This is a genomic window from Pseudomonas sp. MYb327, from assembly GCF_040438925.1.
In the GTDB taxonomy this organism is placed as follows: domain Bacteria; phylum Pseudomonadota; class Gammaproteobacteria; order Pseudomonadales; family Pseudomonadaceae; genus Aquipseudomonas.
The window spans coordinates 354,708-370,412 of the sequence record NZ_CP159258.1; the positions used below are offsets into that span (position 1 = coordinate 354,708).

Annotated in this window: 15 protein-coding genes; 9 read left to right on the forward strand and 6 right to left on the reverse strand. The window is 58.2% G+C overall.

From position 1 onward, the window contains the following. Positions 1–2: 2 nt before the first annotated feature. The 4 genes from ugpC (at position 3) to ABVN21_RS01565 (ending at position 5,390) form a co-directional block, all read left to right on the forward strand. On the forward strand, positions 3–1,163 hold the full coding sequence (ugpC, locus tag ABVN21_RS01550) for a sn-glycerol-3-phosphate ABC transporter ATP-binding protein UgpC (protein ID WP_339556102.1): 1,161 nt from the start codon (positions 3–5) through the stop codon (positions 1,161–1,163). Positions 1,164–1,361: 198 nt separating this feature from the next. After that, positions 1,362–2,708, forward strand: coding sequence for a carbohydrate porin (locus ABVN21_RS01555; RefSeq protein WP_339556103.1), 1,347 nt, complete (start codon positions 1,362–1,364; stop codon positions 2,706–2,708). Between the two features lie 142 nt (positions 2,709–2,850). Then, the gene (locus ABVN21_RS01560) at positions 2,851–3,705 is read left to right on the forward strand and encodes a D-hexose-6-phosphate mutarotase (RefSeq protein ID WP_339556104.1); all 855 of its coding nucleotides are present in this window, start codon (positions 2,851–2,853) and stop codon (positions 3,703–3,705) included. Between the two features lie 365 nt (positions 3,706–4,070). Next, positions 4,071–5,390 carry a PAS domain-containing methyl-accepting chemotaxis protein gene (locus tag ABVN21_RS01565; protein WP_339556105.1) on the forward strand — a complete coding sequence of 440 codons (1,320 nt, stop codon included), beginning with the start codon at positions 4,071–4,073 and terminating at the stop codon, positions 5,388–5,390. A gap of 93 nt (positions 5,391–5,483) precedes the next feature. On the opposite strand, the gene ABVN21_RS01570 is transcribed toward ABVN21_RS01565, so the two are convergent. The 4 genes from ABVN21_RS01570 to ABVN21_RS01585 form a co-directional block, all read right to left on the reverse strand. Next, positions 5,484–6,044: a hypothetical protein gene (locus ABVN21_RS01570; RefSeq protein ID WP_339556106.1), complete on the reverse strand. Its 561-nt coding sequence runs from the start codon at positions 6,042–6,044 to the stop codon at positions 5,484–5,486. A 167-nt stretch (positions 6,045–6,211) separates the two neighbouring features. Next, a complete protein-coding gene (locus ABVN21_RS01575; protein ID WP_339556107.1) occupies positions 6,212–7,636 on the reverse strand; it encodes an MFS transporter in 1,425 nt (474 codons plus the stop codon). 143 nt (positions 7,637–7,779) lie between these two features. Beyond that, a complete protein-coding gene (locus ABVN21_RS01580; RefSeq protein WP_339556108.1) occupies positions 7,780–8,418 on the reverse strand; it encodes a glutathione S-transferase in 639 nt (212 codons plus the stop codon). Positions 8,419–8,527: 109 nt separating this feature from the next. Continuing rightward, on the reverse strand, positions 8,528–9,559 hold the full coding sequence (locus ABVN21_RS01585; protein ID WP_339556109.1) for a LacI family DNA-binding transcriptional regulator: 1,032 nt from the start codon (positions 9,557–9,559) through the stop codon (positions 8,528–8,530). 215 nt (positions 9,560–9,774) lie between these two features. On the opposite strand from ABVN21_RS01585, the gene ABVN21_RS01590 reads away from it, so the two are divergent. Together ABVN21_RS01590 and ABVN21_RS01595 are read left to right on the forward strand one after the other, a co-directional pair. Beyond that, complete coding sequence (locus tag ABVN21_RS01590; RefSeq protein ID WP_339556110.1) at positions 9,775–10,308, forward strand: gluconokinase; 534 nt, start codon at positions 9,775–9,777, stop codon at positions 10,306–10,308. An 82-nt stretch (positions 10,309–10,390) separates the two neighbouring features. Further along, the gene (locus tag ABVN21_RS01595) at positions 10,391–11,743 is read left to right on the forward strand and encodes a GntP family permease (protein ID WP_075945384.1); all 1,353 of its coding nucleotides are present in this window, start codon (positions 10,391–10,393) and stop codon (positions 11,741–11,743) included. Between the two features lie 157 nt (positions 11,744–11,900). Here ABVN21_RS01595 and alaC read toward each other — a convergent pair whose 3' ends face one another. Then, positions 11,901–13,118: an alanine transaminase gene (gene alaC, locus ABVN21_RS01600; protein ID WP_339556111.1), complete on the reverse strand. Its 1,218-nt coding sequence runs from the start codon at positions 13,116–13,118 to the stop codon at positions 11,901–11,903. 139 nt (positions 13,119–13,257) lie between these two features. Between alaC and ABVN21_RS01605 the strand changes: the two genes are divergently transcribed. From ABVN21_RS01605 to ABVN21_RS01615, 3 genes are all read left to right on the forward strand, one after another. After that, the gene (locus tag ABVN21_RS01605; RefSeq protein WP_339556112.1) at positions 13,258–13,920 is read left to right on the forward strand and encodes a LysE family translocator; all 663 of its coding nucleotides are present in this window, start codon (positions 13,258–13,260) and stop codon (positions 13,918–13,920) included. 67 nt (positions 13,921–13,987) lie between these two features. After that, on the forward strand, positions 13,988–14,473 hold the full coding sequence (locus tag ABVN21_RS01610) for a GyrI-like domain-containing protein (protein WP_339556113.1): 486 nt from the start codon (positions 13,988–13,990) through the stop codon (positions 14,471–14,473). 97 nt (positions 14,474–14,570) lie between these two features. Beyond that, a complete protein-coding gene (locus tag ABVN21_RS01615) occupies positions 14,571–15,059 on the forward strand; it encodes an N-acetyltransferase (RefSeq protein WP_339556114.1) in 489 nt (162 codons plus the stop codon). Between the two features lie 124 nt (positions 15,060–15,183). On the opposite strand, the gene ABVN21_RS01620 is transcribed toward ABVN21_RS01615, so the two are convergent. Beyond that, entirely contained in the window at positions 15,184–15,669 is a 486-nt protein-coding gene (locus ABVN21_RS01620) for a GNAT family N-acetyltransferase (protein WP_339556115.1), read from the reverse strand. Positions 15,670–15,705: the final 36 nt, after the last annotated feature.

Consider the following 15,705-nt stretch of genomic DNA (forward strand, 5'->3'; position numbering starts at 1 on the left):
TCATGGCTACGCTCGAACTTCGCAATGTAAACAAGACCTATGGCGCCGGTTTGCCGGACACCCTGAAGAACATTGAATTATCGATCAAGGACGGTGAGTTCCTGATCCTTGTCGGCCCGTCGGGCTGCGGTAAGTCGACCCTGATGAACTGCATCGCCGGTCTCGAGACCATCACCGGCGGCGCGATCATGATCGGCGACCAGGACGTCAGCGGCATGAGCCCCAAGGATCGCGACATCGCCATGGTGTTCCAGTCCTACGCGCTGTACCCGACCATGAGCGTGCGTGAGAACATCGAGTTCGGCCTGAAAATTCGCAAGATGAGCCAGTCGGCCATTGATGAGGAAGTCACTCGCGTCGCCAAGTTGCTGCAGATCGAACACCTGCTCAATCGCAAACCTGGCCAGCTCTCCGGTGGCCAGCAACAGCGCGTGGCGATGGGCCGTGCGTTGGCGCGGCGGCCGAAGATTTATCTGTTCGACGAACCGCTGTCCAACCTCGACGCCAAGCTGCGGGTCGAGATGCGCACCGAAATGAAATTGATGCACCAGCGCCTGAAAACCACCACGGTCTACGTGACCCACGACCAGATCGAAGCGATGACTCTGGGCGACAAAGTGGCGGTGATGAAGGACGGGATCATCCAGCAGTTCGGTACGCCGAAAGACATCTACAACAACCCGGCCAACCTGTTCGTGGCGAGCTTCATTGGTTCGCCGCCGATGAACTTCATCCCGCTGCGTCTGCAACGCAAGGACGGTCGTCTGCTGGCGCTGCTCGACAGTGGCCAGGCCCGTTGCGAATTGCCGCTGGGCATGCAGGACGCCGGTCTTGAAGACCGCGAAGTGATCCTCGGCATGCGTCCGGAGCAGATTGTCCTGGCCAACGGCGAAGCGAACGGTCTGCCAACCATTCGTGCCGAAGTCCAGGTCACCGAACCGACCGGGCCGGACACCCTGGTCTTCGTCAATCTCAACGACACCAAAGTCTGCTGCCGCCTGGCACCCGATGTTGCACCGGCCGTGGGCGAGACCCTGACCCTGCAATTCGATCCGGCGAAAGTGCTGCTGTTCGATGCCAAGACCGGCGAGCGTTTGGGGGTTGCCGGCCTGCCGAAAACCGAGCCGCACGCGGCCAACGTCACCCAGTTCAAAGGTCGCTGAAGATCAAAAACTGTAGGAGCCGGCTTGCTGGCGATCGCGGTCTGACATTCAACATTGATGTCGACAGTCAGGTTGCTATCGCCAGCAAGCCGGCTCCTGCAGAGGGGGAATCCGTGGCGGATGGCCTGTCATCCGTTGCAACCGATGTAACCGCGTTAGAAAAAGAAAAGTTAATAACAATAAAACGAGGATGTAGGGATGAAGAAGAAGAACAACGCTCAGCTTATCTGCCAGTTATCGGCAATTGCGGCAATGATGCTGGCCGGTAGCGTGCAAGCGGCTGATGCGTTCAGCTCCGATTCCGAGTGGATGACCGGCGACTGGGGTGGCGAGCGAACCAAGCTGATCGAGCAAGGCATCGACATCAAGATGGACTACGTCGGTGAAGTGGGCGGCAACCTCCACGGCGGGTTCAACGATGACAAGACCGCGCGTTATTCCGACCAATTTGGTTTGGGTGCGGCGCTGGACCTGGAAAAGCTGTTTGGCTGGGATGACACCCAGGCGAAGATCCAGCTCACCAACCGTAACGGTGAGAACATCTCCAACGACCGCGTCGGCGATCCGCGTGCCGGCACCCTGAGTTCCTCGCAGGAAGTCTACGGTCGTGGCCACATGGTCCGTCTGACCCAACTGTGGATCAAGCATCAGTTCTTCGACAACAAACTGGACGTCAAGGCCGGTTACTTCGGTGAAGGCGAAGACTTCAACACCTTCCCGTGCGAATTCCAGAACCTGGCGTTCTGCGGTTCCCAGGTGGGTAACTGGGCCACCAACATCTGGTACAACTGGCCAGTCAGCCAGGCCGCAATCCGCGTGAAGTACAACTTCTCGCCTGAGTGGTATGCGCAGATCGGCGCGTACAACCAGAACCCGTCGCAACTGGAACACGGCAACGGCTTCAAGCTCAGCGGCAGCGGTACGAAAGGCACCGTCCTGCCGGTCGAACTGGTGTGGCTGCCTAACCCGGGTAACCTGCCGGGCGAATACCGTGTCGGTTACTACAAAAGCACTGCCAGCGCCGATGACGTTCGCGAAGATGACAACGGCGACGATGCGGCCACCAGCGGCAACGCTTATCGCAGCCACAGCAGCAAGCACGGTTACTGGTTCGTTGCCCAACAGCAACTCACCAGCCACAACGGTGATGCTACCCGTGGTCTGAACATCGCAGCCAACGCCACTTTCCACGACAAGGACACCAACATCGTCGACAACTACCAGTCGCTGATGTTCGTCTACAAAGGTCCGTTTGATGCGCGTCCGAAAGATGACCTCGGTATTGGTTTCGCCCGTATCCATGTCAACGATGACGTGAAGAAAAACGCCGAACTGGTCAACGCCTCCAATGGCGTCAGCGAATACAGTGATCCATTGTTCTCGCCGCTGCGTGACACCGAATACAACTACGAACTCAACTACGGCTTCCACGTTACCAACTGGCTGACCGTGCGTCCCAACCTGCAATACATCACTCACCCGGGTGGTGTGGATGAAGTCGACAACGCTTTGGTCGCCGGCCTGAAAATTCAGTCGGTGTTCTAACGCGACTGCGATAAGCTCCTCTCTATGTGCGCATTTGCGGACAGCCATGGCTGTCCGCTTTTTTTTGTGTATGAGAGCAATGCCACAGTGAGTTTGTTACTAAAGCGTTTGAATACCTCCATGTTTTTCAGGACCGTGGCACATGCTTGAGCATCCGCTACAACGCTTCTTCAAATCCTTGCGCGAACGTCCGGTGTTTGCGTGGGAGCGCTATCAGAAGCGCGACGTATTGGTGATTGATCATCCGCTGTGTCAGGCGGTGTTCAGTCGCCAGGGCGCGCAGTTGCTGCATTTCCAGCCCAAGGGCCAGAAACCCTGGCTGTGGTGCGCGGCGAAGTGGCCGCAGGTCGGCGCCATTCGTGGTGGCGTGCCGGTGTGCTGGCCGTGGTACGGCCGTCATCCGAGCGAAAACGCCTGGCCGTCCCATGGTTGGGCGCGCTTGCTCGACTGGAAGCTGCTGGACAGCAGCAGTGACGACGAGGGCGTGCGACTGCACTGGCAATTACAACTGTGCGACTGGACCGTCGACCTGCACGCACATCTGGGTGAAAGCATGGATCTGCGCCTGAGCACCGAGCATCAGGACGACATGCCTTGCCAGTTGAGTCAGGCATTGCACGCTTACTGGCGTATTGGTGATGTCGGTGAGGTAGCGCTGTCTGGGCTCGACGGCGCGAAGGGTTACGACCACTTGAACCGGCAGATGTGTCAGCAGGAAGGCGAGTTGCGCGTCGATGGCGGCTGCCAGCGAGTGTTCCAGCATGACGGAGAATTACAGCTCAACGACCATGCCTGGCAGAGGGCGCTGTGCATCGACACCGGCGACACGGCTGACACGGTGGTCTGGCATCCTGGTTCGCGACCGTTGCTGGGGGTGAGCTGGAACGAAATATCCGAGTTCGTCTGCGTCGAAGCAGCAAGCGGCGGCACCGACAGCCTCAGCCTGGCACCGGGGCAACGGGCGCATTTGAGTTTGCAGGCGCGGGCGGCGGCGTAGTAGAAAAATAATCCGCAAGAACCCCGGTGTAGTTGCACAGAAGGGGACGGGTCGCAAATGCGGAGATGAAACGTTTCAATCCTCGATAATGGCCGACTAGTGGCCTTGCAACCCTAACGCCGCTGGCTAAGCTCAGGAGAGTTTGCCAGTGAACACGTTGGGGTTGGCCCGTTTGCGGGCTATCAAGAGAAGGATGTCTTGATGAGGACGTCTCAACAAGGACCCTCCGATTCAACATCAAAAATCACCTGACAAGTCCTTCTTCTGGAGGGGCGCGTGTGCCTGTTCCGTGGAACGTAGTGGTGGATTTGAAAGACCCGTGACTTTCATTTGTCAAAAAAAACCGCGCTTAGGGTGATACGACCATGTTCAACCTACATCACAAGGCTGACTTGCTGGAAATCGAACGCTTCAGTTGTGCGCTGACCGAAGCCAATGCCAAGTTGGGCGCTATCAGTCGTTCAATGGCGATGATTGAGTTCTCCCCGGAAGGCATCGTGCTCGATGCCAACGAAAACTTCTGCAGCGCCATGGGTTACAGCGCTGATGAAGTGCGCGGCAAGCATCACCGGATATTTTGTGAAGAAGCGTTTTACCGCAGCGAGGAGTACGCCAAATTGTGGCGCGACCTGGCTCGCGGTGAACCGGTTAGCGGGACCTTTTTGCGCCTGAACAAGAGCGGCCAGGAAATCTGGCTCGAAGCCAGTTACATGCCGGTGTTCGGTCCCGACCGGCAGGTGCGAAGTGTGATCAAAGTCGCTACAGACGTTTCCGCCAGGGCTCGCAAGGAGCACGAAAATGCCAACATGCTCGCCGCAATCGGGCGTTCCATGGCGGTGATCGAATTCACCCCCGACGGCAAGGTGATGACGGCCAACGAAAACTTCCTGAAAACCATGCATTACTCGCTCAATGAAATCGTCGGGCAGCATCACAGCATGTTCTGTCACCGCAGCGAGAGTGAGTCGCAAAGTTACCGGGCTTTCTGGGCCTCGTTGAACCGCGGCGAGTATCACTCGCACCGTTTCGAACGCAAGGACAAGTTCGGTCATACGGTGTTTCTGGAAGCGTCCTACAACCCGCTGTTTGATGCCAAAGGCCGGCTATACAAAGTGGTGAAATTCGCCACCAATATCACTGGGCAGATGACTACTCTGCAATCCGCCGCGGATGCGGCCCACAGCACCTCGGTGCAAAACGACGCCTGCGCGCGCAAAGGTTCCGAGGTGGTGCAGCAAACGGTGCAGATTATTCAGGACATTTCTCGCGACTTGAACGAAGCGGCGCTGAGCATCGATGCCGTGAGTAAACAGTCGGACATCATCGGAACCATCGTCCAGACCATCCGAGGCATTGCTGATCAAACCAACCTGCTGGCGCTCAACGCCGCCATCGAAGCGGCCCGCGCAGGCGAACATGGGCGAGGGTTCGCGGTGGTAGCGGATGAGGTGCGCAGCCTTGCCGCACGCACCAGCCAGGCGACGCTGGAGATTGTTGATGTGGTGCGAAAGAACCACGATCTTTCATTGAGCGCGGTGTCGAGCATGCAGTCGAGCCTGAGCCGAACCGGTCTGGGCGTGGAGCTGGCGAACGAGGCGGGGGAGGTGATTCTGGAGATTCAACAGGGATCGCGGCATGTGGTGGATGCGATCAGCCAGTTCAATTCAACGCTGCAGCTGAACTGACACGTGAGTTTGCAGGAGCCCGGATTACCGGCGATGGCCATCTTGAAATCGCCATCGCCGGCAAGCCGGGCTCCTACGGAACGCACCTCACGGTCAAAGCGCTGCGAGGAATTTGTCGACCACCTGGCTAGCGTTTTTCTCGGTGCTGCTGTTGTCTTTCTCGGCCTGGGCCACTTGCACCTTGTCTTGCAGGCGGTCGGCAATCTCTTTGCCGATGGCCTGCTGCTGTTCAGGAGGCATGGCTTTTACCTCATCTTCCGTCAGCCCCATCTCTTGCAAAATGGCGTCGCGCATACGCTGTTCTGGCGTTTTGCTCATGTAGTCCTTGAACTCGGAAGTGGCCGAGCCATCGGCGATCCGGTCCTGGATGTCACTTGGCAATACTGAGTTATTGGCTTGCAGACCCACGCGGGTTTTGGCGAACGCTTCATCAACGTTGTCGCTGATTCTCGTGGCTTCGCTCACCTGTTGCGTGGCGAGTTGAGTGGCGGATTCCTGGGCTTGCGAAGTGGCTTGCGCGTTTTGCGCCTGCACATTGTTTTGCAGGGCTTGCGTCATGGCGCCTTGAAGGCCGGCGGCGGCCTCGGTGGTCGGATCTTCACGCAGCCGCTTGGTGAGCGGTGTAAACAGACTTAACTTTTCACTGACCAACATGATAGGTAGACCTTGTAGGTGTTTGTGGTGCAGTGCGTTGAGCAAATAGTATGCCTGTAATATTTAAAATAAATAAAAACAACAAGTTAGAGTTTTTTTGCCAGTAGAAAGGAACAAGAATGCGGTCAAGATTTGCCGACGGACGGCAAAGGTCGACCGCCGTATCTTCAGCGATGGGCGATGTTTTCCAACGCCAGATTGCGGGTGCGCGGGCCGAACCAGCCGATGGTTATCATCACGATCAGCATGCTGCTGACAATGAACGCCAAGACGCCGGGCGTGCCGAAATGTTCGAGAAAAATGCCGATCAGCAAACTGCTGAACACCGTCGACAAGCGACTGAACGAATAGCAGAAACCCACCGCACGTGCGCGGATGTTGGTGGGGAACAGTTCGCTTTGATAGGAGTGATAGCTGAAGCTCAGCCAGGCGTTGCAGAAGGTGATCATCACTCCGCAGAAAATCAGGCCGAACGCGCTGGTTTGCAGGGCGAACAAAGTACCGAAGGTCATGGCGCCCAACGCGGAGCCGACAATCTGCCATTTGTTCTCGAAACGGTTGGCGAACTTCACGAATAGCAGCGGTCCCAGCGGGTACGCGAGGGTGATGATAAAGGCGTACATCAGGCTGTGCGTGACGCTTACGCCCTGACCGTTGAGAAGCGCCGGCAACCAGTTGCCGAAGCCAAAGAAGCCGATGGCCTGAAACACGTGAAACACAATCAGCATCAAGGCGCGACGGCGGTAAGGCGGCTGCCAGATATCGGCGAAGCGACCCTTGCCCTGAATATCCACGTCGGCCAGTTCCGGCTCGTCCAGCGCTTTGCCTTGATCCTTCACGCATCGGGCTTCGATACGGGCGAGGATCTGGTCCGCTTCATCGAAACGCCCATGTTGGGCCAGCCAGCGCGGTGATTCCGGCAAGCGCGAACGCAGCCACCAGATAAACAACGCAAACACCGCGCTCGCCAACACCACCCAGCGCCAACCGGACACCCCAAAAGGCGCTTGCGGCACCAGCCACCACGACATCAGCGCCACCGCCGGCACCGACAGAAACTGCACGAAGAACGCGAAGGCAAACGCCGAACTGCGCATGCGCTTGGGCACCAGTTCCGAAAGATAGGCATCAATAGTCACCAACTCGATACCGAGGCCGATGCCCACCAGAAAACGCATGCAGATGATGCCCAGCGCTGAACTCTGAACCCCCATCAATACCGTGGCGACGGTGTACCAGATCAGGGCGAACGTGAAAATTGCGCGTCGGCCAAAACGGTCGGCCAATGGGCTCAGCAGACTGGCGCCGAGGAACAGGCCGAGAAACGTCGCCGAAGCGAACGCTGCCTGATCGGAGAAACCAAATACTCCCTGGCTGCCAGTGGCGAAGATGCCATCGCTGATCAGGCCGGGGCTGATGTAGGCAGTCTGGAACAGGTCGTAAAGTTCGAAGAACCCGCCAATCGATAGCAACGCCACCAAGCGCCAGATAGTCGAAACGGCGGGCAGGCGATCGATGCGAGCCGAAATCTGTGCGGCGCGCACCGGGTCTATTTCGTCTGCTTGAGCGGCAGCAGGGGTGTGAGCAGTCATGGGGCTAATCCAACTTTTATAGATGGAGAAGCTTAGCCTGCTATCGGAAATCAATGATTGTGAATCCCGGTGTTGGTACACCGGGATTCGATCAGTTATTGCAATGCGAGGTTACATTTTAGCGATTTATAGCGCTCGACTCCTCAAGGCAGGCCATTGCAGCAATGCTTGAGAAAGCCGGGATGCTGCGCCAGACGCCTGAAATACTCATCGACGGCAGGGTAATCGGGACGCTCAATCGGCGTCATCAACCAACGATTGACCGACAGCCCGACCACGATATCGGCCAAGGTGAATTTCGCCCCGGCGACATAAGCCTTGGTAACGGAAAGTTGATGTTCGAGGATGCCCATCTTCTGATTCCAGCCGCGCACGCCGACTTCGAGGCGATGCGGATCCTGGAACTCCGGATCCTTGCGCACCAACGACATGAACGCATAGCTCCAGGACGGATTGAGTTCAGTGGCTTGCCAATCCATCCACTGTTCCACCCGCGCACGCGCGGCGGGCTCGGTGGGTAGCAAATCGGCGTGGTGATGGTGATGCTTGCCGGTCAGGTAGCGACAGATGGTGTTGGATTCCCACAGTACGCCGTTCTCATCAATAAGCACCGGTACCTGTGCATTGGGGTTGAGCCGCAGAAACTCGGGGCTGTGGGTCGAGGCAAAACCGCTGCCCCAATCCTCGCGTTCGTAGGAAAGGCCCAGCTCCTCGCACGTCCAAAGGACTTTTCTGACGTTGATTGACGAGGCTTTGCCGAGGATTTTCAGTGCATGTTCCATGTTGCTACTCCGTCAGCGAATCAGGCGTCTGGAAATCATAACCTGCGCAGCACAGCGTTGATCTGTAGGAGCCGGCAAGCCGGCTCCTACAGAGAGATGATAGGCAACGTCAGGTACTCTCGCGCACCTTCAACTCAAATCCCATGTCCTGCACCGGTCTGGCCACGGTGTTCCCGGCCATCAACGTCAGCATCTGTTCCGCCGCGCGACGGCCAATGGCTTCGCGCGGGGTGTTAATGCTGCTCAGGCGCGGCACCATATGGGCCGAGCCCGGCAGGTCGTTGAAGCCGAGAATCGCCACCTGTTCTGGGATCTTGATGCCATGGCGCAGGGCTTCGAGCAATGCGCCGTGGGCCAGGTCGTCGTTGCCGAAGAAGATCGCGTCCACATCGGGATGACTGGCCATCATTTTCAGGAACAACTCACCGCCCAGGCCGACCGACGACGGGCGTGGCGTCAGCACTTCCAGCGCCGGGTCATACAGACCGGCCTTTTGCAGGGCGCGGCGGAAACCTTCGCCGCGCAGCAGCGTCCGCTGGTCGAGCTGTGCACCGATGTAAGCCAGGCGCTTGCGGCCGCGAGACAGCAAATGTTCGGCGGCCGTCTCGCCGGCAGCCAGTTGCGAGAAACCCACGCAATTGAGCCCGGCGGCGCTGTCCAACTCCATCATGTATACGCAGGGAATGTTGCTCGCCTCGATCATCCGCCGCGAACTTTCGGTGCGGTCAAAACCGGTCAAGAGCAGGCCGCGTGGCTGATATGCCATGTAGTTGCGCAGCAGGTTTTCTTCTTCGTCGCGGGAATAGTGGAAGTTGCCGATCAGCACTTCGAAGCCTTTTGGGCGCAAAACCTGATGAATGGCTTCCAGCGTGTCGATGAACAGCAAGTTGGATAATGAAGGCACCAACACCACCACCGAATGGCTCTGGGCCGAGGCCAATGCACGTGCAGCAGGGTTGACCACGTAGTTGAGTTCAAGCGCCGCTTTCTGCACTTTTTCCACCAGTTCGGTGGCCACAGTGCTGACGCCACGCAGGGCGCGGGACGCGGTAATCGGGCTGACACCGGCCAGGCGGGCAACTTCGCTCAAGGTAGGGCGGCCAGTGGTGCGCGTATTTTTATCGTTTTTAGTTGGAGTCATCGACGGCTTGCCAAACAAAATTCAAGGCACTAAGGTAGCGCTGTCTCGAAGCAGCTGCAAATGCGTGAGCGAGGGTTCGCCTGATCCTCGCTTTTTGGCGTTGGGACCACACATGCTGCAACCCACAAAATGACAAGAAAGGCGTCGGCAATTTCTGCTTTTGGTCTAGTGTCATAACTGGCAAAGGTAGCGCTGTCTGCGCGCTGAGGTGTTACATGAATCATCCCATCACCGCCCTGGTCATCATGGGCGTTGCCGGTTGCGGCAAGACGAGCGTCGGCGAGGCTTTGTGCCAGTTGAGCGGCGCCACTGCCATTGAAGGCGATTCTTTCCACCCTGCCGCCAATATCGAAAAGATGAGCGCGGGTACCCCCCTGAACGACGAAGACCGTGCCGGCTGGCTCGACAGCCTGTGCGATGAACTGCGCCGCATTGATGCCCTGGGCCAGCGCCCGGTACTGACCTGTTCGGCCCTCAAACACATTTACCGCGAACGTCTGCGCAGTGCCTTGCCGGGCCTGGGCTTCGTGTTTCTTGAACTGACCCCTGAAGTCGCCGCCGACCGTGTATCCCACCGGCCAGGCCATTTCATGCCGTCGACCTTGATCGACAGCCAGTTCGCCACCCTCGAATCGCCCGTCGGCGAGCCGTTGACCCTGGCCCTCGATGCGTCGCTCCACAGCGTCGATCAGTTGGCTGCCCAGGCCCACCACTGGTGGGTTGCGCACGGCCTGAAGCGCGTTGGTTAAATTTTGCTTGAAGAGATAGCGCTGTCCTTATGGCTTTCGAATTACCCGCTTTAATAACAACAACAACCAGGAGACACCCCTAATGTTTGGCATGTCCCACGAGACGTTCCTGCTGCTTGATGCAGTGGTCACGGTGATCGGGCTTATCGTTCTGATCACCAAGTTCAAGTTGCACCCCTTTCTTGCCCTGATCATTGCCGCAGCCTTCCTCGGGCTGACTTCCGGCATGCCGATCGGCACCATCATTAAAGCGTTCCAGGATGGCTTCGGTGGTGTGCTCGGTTTTGTCGGGATCATCCTGGCGCTGGGCACCATGCTCGGCAAAATGATGGCTGAGTCGGGCGGCGCGGATCAAATTGCCCAAACGCTGATTCGTGCGTTTGGCAAGGACAAAGTGCAGTGGGCGATGATGTTCGCCGCGTTCCTGGTCGGCATTCCGCTGTTCTTTGAAATCGGCTTCGTGTTGCTGATTCCGCTGGTGTTCATCGTTGCCCGTCGTACCGGTGTGTCGATCATCAAGATCGGTATCCCGCTGCTCGCCGGCCTGTCCGCAGTACACGGCCTGGTGCCACCGCATCCGGGGCCGCTGCTGGCGATTGGCGTGTTCGGTGCCGACATCGGTAAAACCATTCTTTATGGTCTGATCGTTGCGCTGCCAACGGCAATCATTGCCGGTCCGATCTTCGGTACGTTCATTGCCAAGCACATTCCCGGTCATCCGAACCAGGAACTGGTGGATCAACTGGCCCGCGAAACGGATTCGGCTGAACTGCCAAGCTTCGGCATCACGCTGGTTACCGTGTTGCTGCCGGTATTCCTGATGCTGCTCAAGACGTTCGCCGACGTGGTGCTGCCGGATGGCAACATCTTCCGCTCTTTCATGGACCTGATCGGTCACCCGATCTCGGCGTTGCTGCTGGCATTGCTGCTGTCGCTGTACACCTTCGGCTACAAGCAGGGCATCGGTTCCAGCCAGATGATGAAATGGCTGGACGCGAGCCTCGCGCCGACCGCCGCGATCATTCTGATCATCGGTGCCGGTGGTGGCTTCAAGCAGATGCTGGTAACCAGCGGCGTGGGTGACGTGATCGGCCACATGGCGGTCAACGCACAGATCTCGCCGATCCTGCTGGCATGGCTGGTGGCGGCGGTGATTCGTATCGCCACCGGTTCGGCGACCGTGGCGACCATCACTGGCGCCGGCATTGTGGTGCCGGTGGTGGGGATGATTCCGGGTGTTAACCGTGAGTTGCTGGTGCTGGCCACCGGTGCCGGTTCGTTGATCCTGTCCCACGTGAACGATGCCGGATTCTGGCTGGTGAAGCAGTACTTCAACATGACCGTGGCCGAAACCTTCAAGACCTGGACGGCGATGGAAACCATCCTGTCGGTGGTGGGCCTGGGCTTTATTCTGTTGTTGTCGCTGTTCGTTTAAGCGATTTGGCAGACACAAAAAAACCGCAGCGATGCGGTTTTTTTGTGTCCGATGAAAACCTCTGTAGGAGCCGGCTTGAACTGGCGATCGCATCGACGCGGTTATACGTTAAACCGAGTCGCCTGCATCGCCAGCAAGCCGGCTCCTACAGGTTACGTCAGGCATTGGTTTTCGGTGCTAACCCATCCGCCCGGAACATCCCGCGAATCCCGCGTACGGCCTGACGAATCCGGTCCTGGTTTTCGATCAGCGCGAAGCGCACATGATCATCTCCGTACTCACCAAACCCCACGCCCGGCGAGACGCAAACCTTCGCCTCGGCGAGCAGTTTCTTGGCGAATTCCAGCGAACCCAAATGCGCATACGCCTCGGGAATCTTCGCCCAGACGTACATCGATGCCTTTGGATTCTCGACCATCCAGCCCAGTTCATGCAGGCCTTTGACCAACACGTTACGGCGCTGCCGGTACTGCTCGGCGATGTCGCGCACGCATTGCTGATCGCCTTCCAGCGCGGCAATCGCCGCCACTTGCAGCGGAGTGAACGTGCCGTAGTCGTGATAACTCTTGATCCGCGCCAGGGCGTTGACCAGTTCCGGGTTGCCGACCATGAAACCGATGCGCCAACCGGCCATGTTGTAGCTCTTGGACAGGGTGAAAAACTCCACCGCAATGTCCTTGGCGCCGGGCACCTGCATGATCGACGGGGCTTTCCATCCGTCGTAGACGATGTCGGCGTAGGCCAGGTCGTGCACCACCAGCACGTCGTACTGTTTGGCGAGGGCGATCACCCGCTCGAAGAAATCCAGCTCCACGCATTGCGCGGTGGGGTTGGACGGGAAGCCGAGAATCATCATTTTCGGCTTGGGGATCGAACCGCGAATCGCCCGTTCCAGTTCAGCGAAGAAGTCCACGCCCGGCACCAGCGGCACCGAACGCACCTGGGCACCGGCAATCACGGCACCGTAGATGTGAATCGGATAACTCGGGTTCGGCACCAGAACGGTGTCGCCCTGGTCCAGGGTAGCCAGCATCAAGTGCGCCAGGCCTTCCTTGGAGCCGATGGTGACAATGGCTTCGGTTTCCGGGTCGATGTCGACCTCGTAGCGATCCTTGTACCAGTTGGAAATCGCCCGGCGCAGGCGCGGAATGCCCTTGGACGTCGAGTAGCCGTGGGTGTCTTCGCGTTGGGCAACTTGTACGAGTTTTTCGACAATGTGTGGCGGCGTGGCACCGTCGGGGTTGCCCATGCTCAAGTCGATGATGTCTTCGCCACGGCGACGGGCGGCCATCTTCAGCTCGGCGGTGATGTTGAAAACGTAAGGGGGGAGTCGATCTATGCGCGCAAAGCGGCGCGGCGAACCTTGTTCGGCCATTGTTGCCTCGGATAACGTAAGCGCCCGGAACCGTCCGAGCGACGCTGGTCACTGCGGTGACCTGTGGCGGAATGTACGGTCAGCTGTGGCAGACTGTCCAGCCTCAATGTAAACAAATTTGTCCGAAGGAAAGGGTTCGATGGAATTTACCAGTGGCTTTTTGCTGAGCCTTTCGCTGTGCCTGGATATCGGTGTGGCCAACATCGCGATGATTACGCTGGCGATGCAGCGCGGCTATTTTCAAGGCTTTGCGCTGGGGTTGGGCACCTGTGTCGGCGACCTGATCTACGCCGTGTTGGCACTGGCCGGGATGACGGTTTTGCTGCAGTACGAAACCGTGCGCTGGGTGTTATGGATCGGCGGCTCTGCGCTGCTGGTGTACTTCGCGGCGAAGATGATTTATTCGGCAATCCACCACGAAGCGCTGCTGGCCGAGTCAGCGGAAGTGGGCCACAACTCCCATCGCAAAGAGTTCTTTCGCGGGATTTTCCTCGCCATGTCGTCGCCCAGCGCGATCCTCTGGTTCGCCGCCGTCGGCGGCACATTGATCGCCCGCTCCGGCGGCGGTGGCGCGCTCAGTTCCGCACTGTTTCTCGGTGGTTTTCTCTGCGCGGGGATTCTCTGGTGTGTCGGCCTGTGTTTTGCCGCGAGCCACGGCGGCAAGTTGCTCGGTGACAAACTGCTGCGTTACTCGTATATGGCATCGGCGGCGATCTTCTGCTATTTCGCGGTGTACGTGATCCTGTCCGGCTACAACGAGTTTGTTGGCTCGGGCGCCGTCGAGCAGTTGCACGCGCTCTAACTGGGCGAACCGGGTTTGGCTTCTATACTCCCAGCCGAACCCACTTTTTCCTTCCAGGAGTCGAGTCATGGATGAGCAAAAAAGCGCCGAAGTGACGGAACCACGCTTCGAACATGGACACTTCCTGCTGATCGCAGGGCTTGGCGGACAATTTACCCAGCAAACGGTGAAAGGCATTCCCGAACTCTGGGAAAAATTCACACCCCACATTGGCAATGTTCCAGGGCAGAAAGGCGAAGTCACCTACGGTGTGTGCTGTAATTTCGATGGTAAGGGCGGCTTCGATTACATCGCCGGGGTCGAGATCAGCAAGCTCGATGACCTGCCGGATACCTACCGTTGGGTCGAGGTTCAGCCTCAGCAGTATGTGGTGTTCGAGCACAAGGGACCGTTGGAATCCTTGCCGCAGACCTTCCAGTACATCCATGGCACGTGGCTGCCGCAGTCCGGGCGCGAGCTGTTGGACGCCCCGGAATTCGAACGCTACAGCGAAGACTTCAACCCGAAGCTCCACACCGGCAAGCTGGAAATCTGGCTGCCCCTCAAAGGCTGAACACCTGCATCGAGAGACGGATCAGCGATTCGTCTCTCGATGTCATGTGGAGGCTGATTTATGATCCCCGGCCTTCCATCGCTGATACCGAGTCGCCATGAACACTGTTATCCGTAATGTCACCTCCGCCGATCTCGACCGCTGCTACGCCATCGAAACCGTTGCCTACGAAGGCGACGAAGCGGCGACCCGCGAGAAAATTGCCACCCGCATCGCCACCTGGCCCGAGGGTTTCATCGTCGCGGAAGTGGACGATGTGGTCGCCGGTTTTATCAATTCCGGTGCGGCTTTTCAGGTGGAAATGTCGGACGAAGCGTTCAAGGAACTGATCGGCCACGACCCGGCCGGGCCGCACGTGGTGATCATGTCGGTGGTGGTGCACCCGGATTATCAGGGGCGGGGTTTGGCGAAGCGTTTGATGGGCGAGTTTATCGAACGCATGCGCGCGATGGGCAAGGCCAGCATCAACCTGATGTGTAAGGAACGGCATATTCCGCTGTACGCCGGGTTGGGCTTTGCTTACGTCAAGCCATCGGCCTCCGACCATGGCGGCATGGCGTGGCATGAGATGGTGCTCAATCTCTGAACCCGCCGCAGATCCACTGTAGGAGCGAGCTTGCTCGCGATGGCGTCGTTGCAGTCAGCACCAATGCAAGCTGTTACACCGCAATCGCGAGCAGGCTCGCTCCCACATTTGGAAGGTGGTGACTTCAGAATTTCAACCCCATCCGCCGCTCATACCCGATTCGCCCCTTGTACGCCTCGCCACTGTCGACAAATCCAAACTTGGTATACAGCGCAATGGCCGCCGCGTTATCCGCATCCACCGACAACTCCAGCCCCCTGATTTCCGGCCACGCCTGTTGTGCAACTTCAGGCAAGTCTCGCAGGCAAGCCTTGCCATAACCTTTGCCCTGGGCACGCTGATCGACCTGCAACGCATGCAGCGTGGCACTGTGTTCATCGGCCCAGGCGGGCAACACCGGTGGGCGTTTGAGCAGCAAAAACGCAACGGGAATGTCTTCGGCCAGCAGGGCAAATCCTTTGACGCCGGGGCCGGGTTTGGACAGCAGGGTGTGCAATGCACCGTGGATGTCACCGGAGAATTTTATCTGCTCCGGGTGTACTTCAATGGCCTCGACCTGCTGGCGCTGCAGCGCATTCAGGCTTTCGTAAGGCACGAGTCGGGCTGTCACGGGAGTGTCCTTTTTCCAACATGAATAAAACCCCGG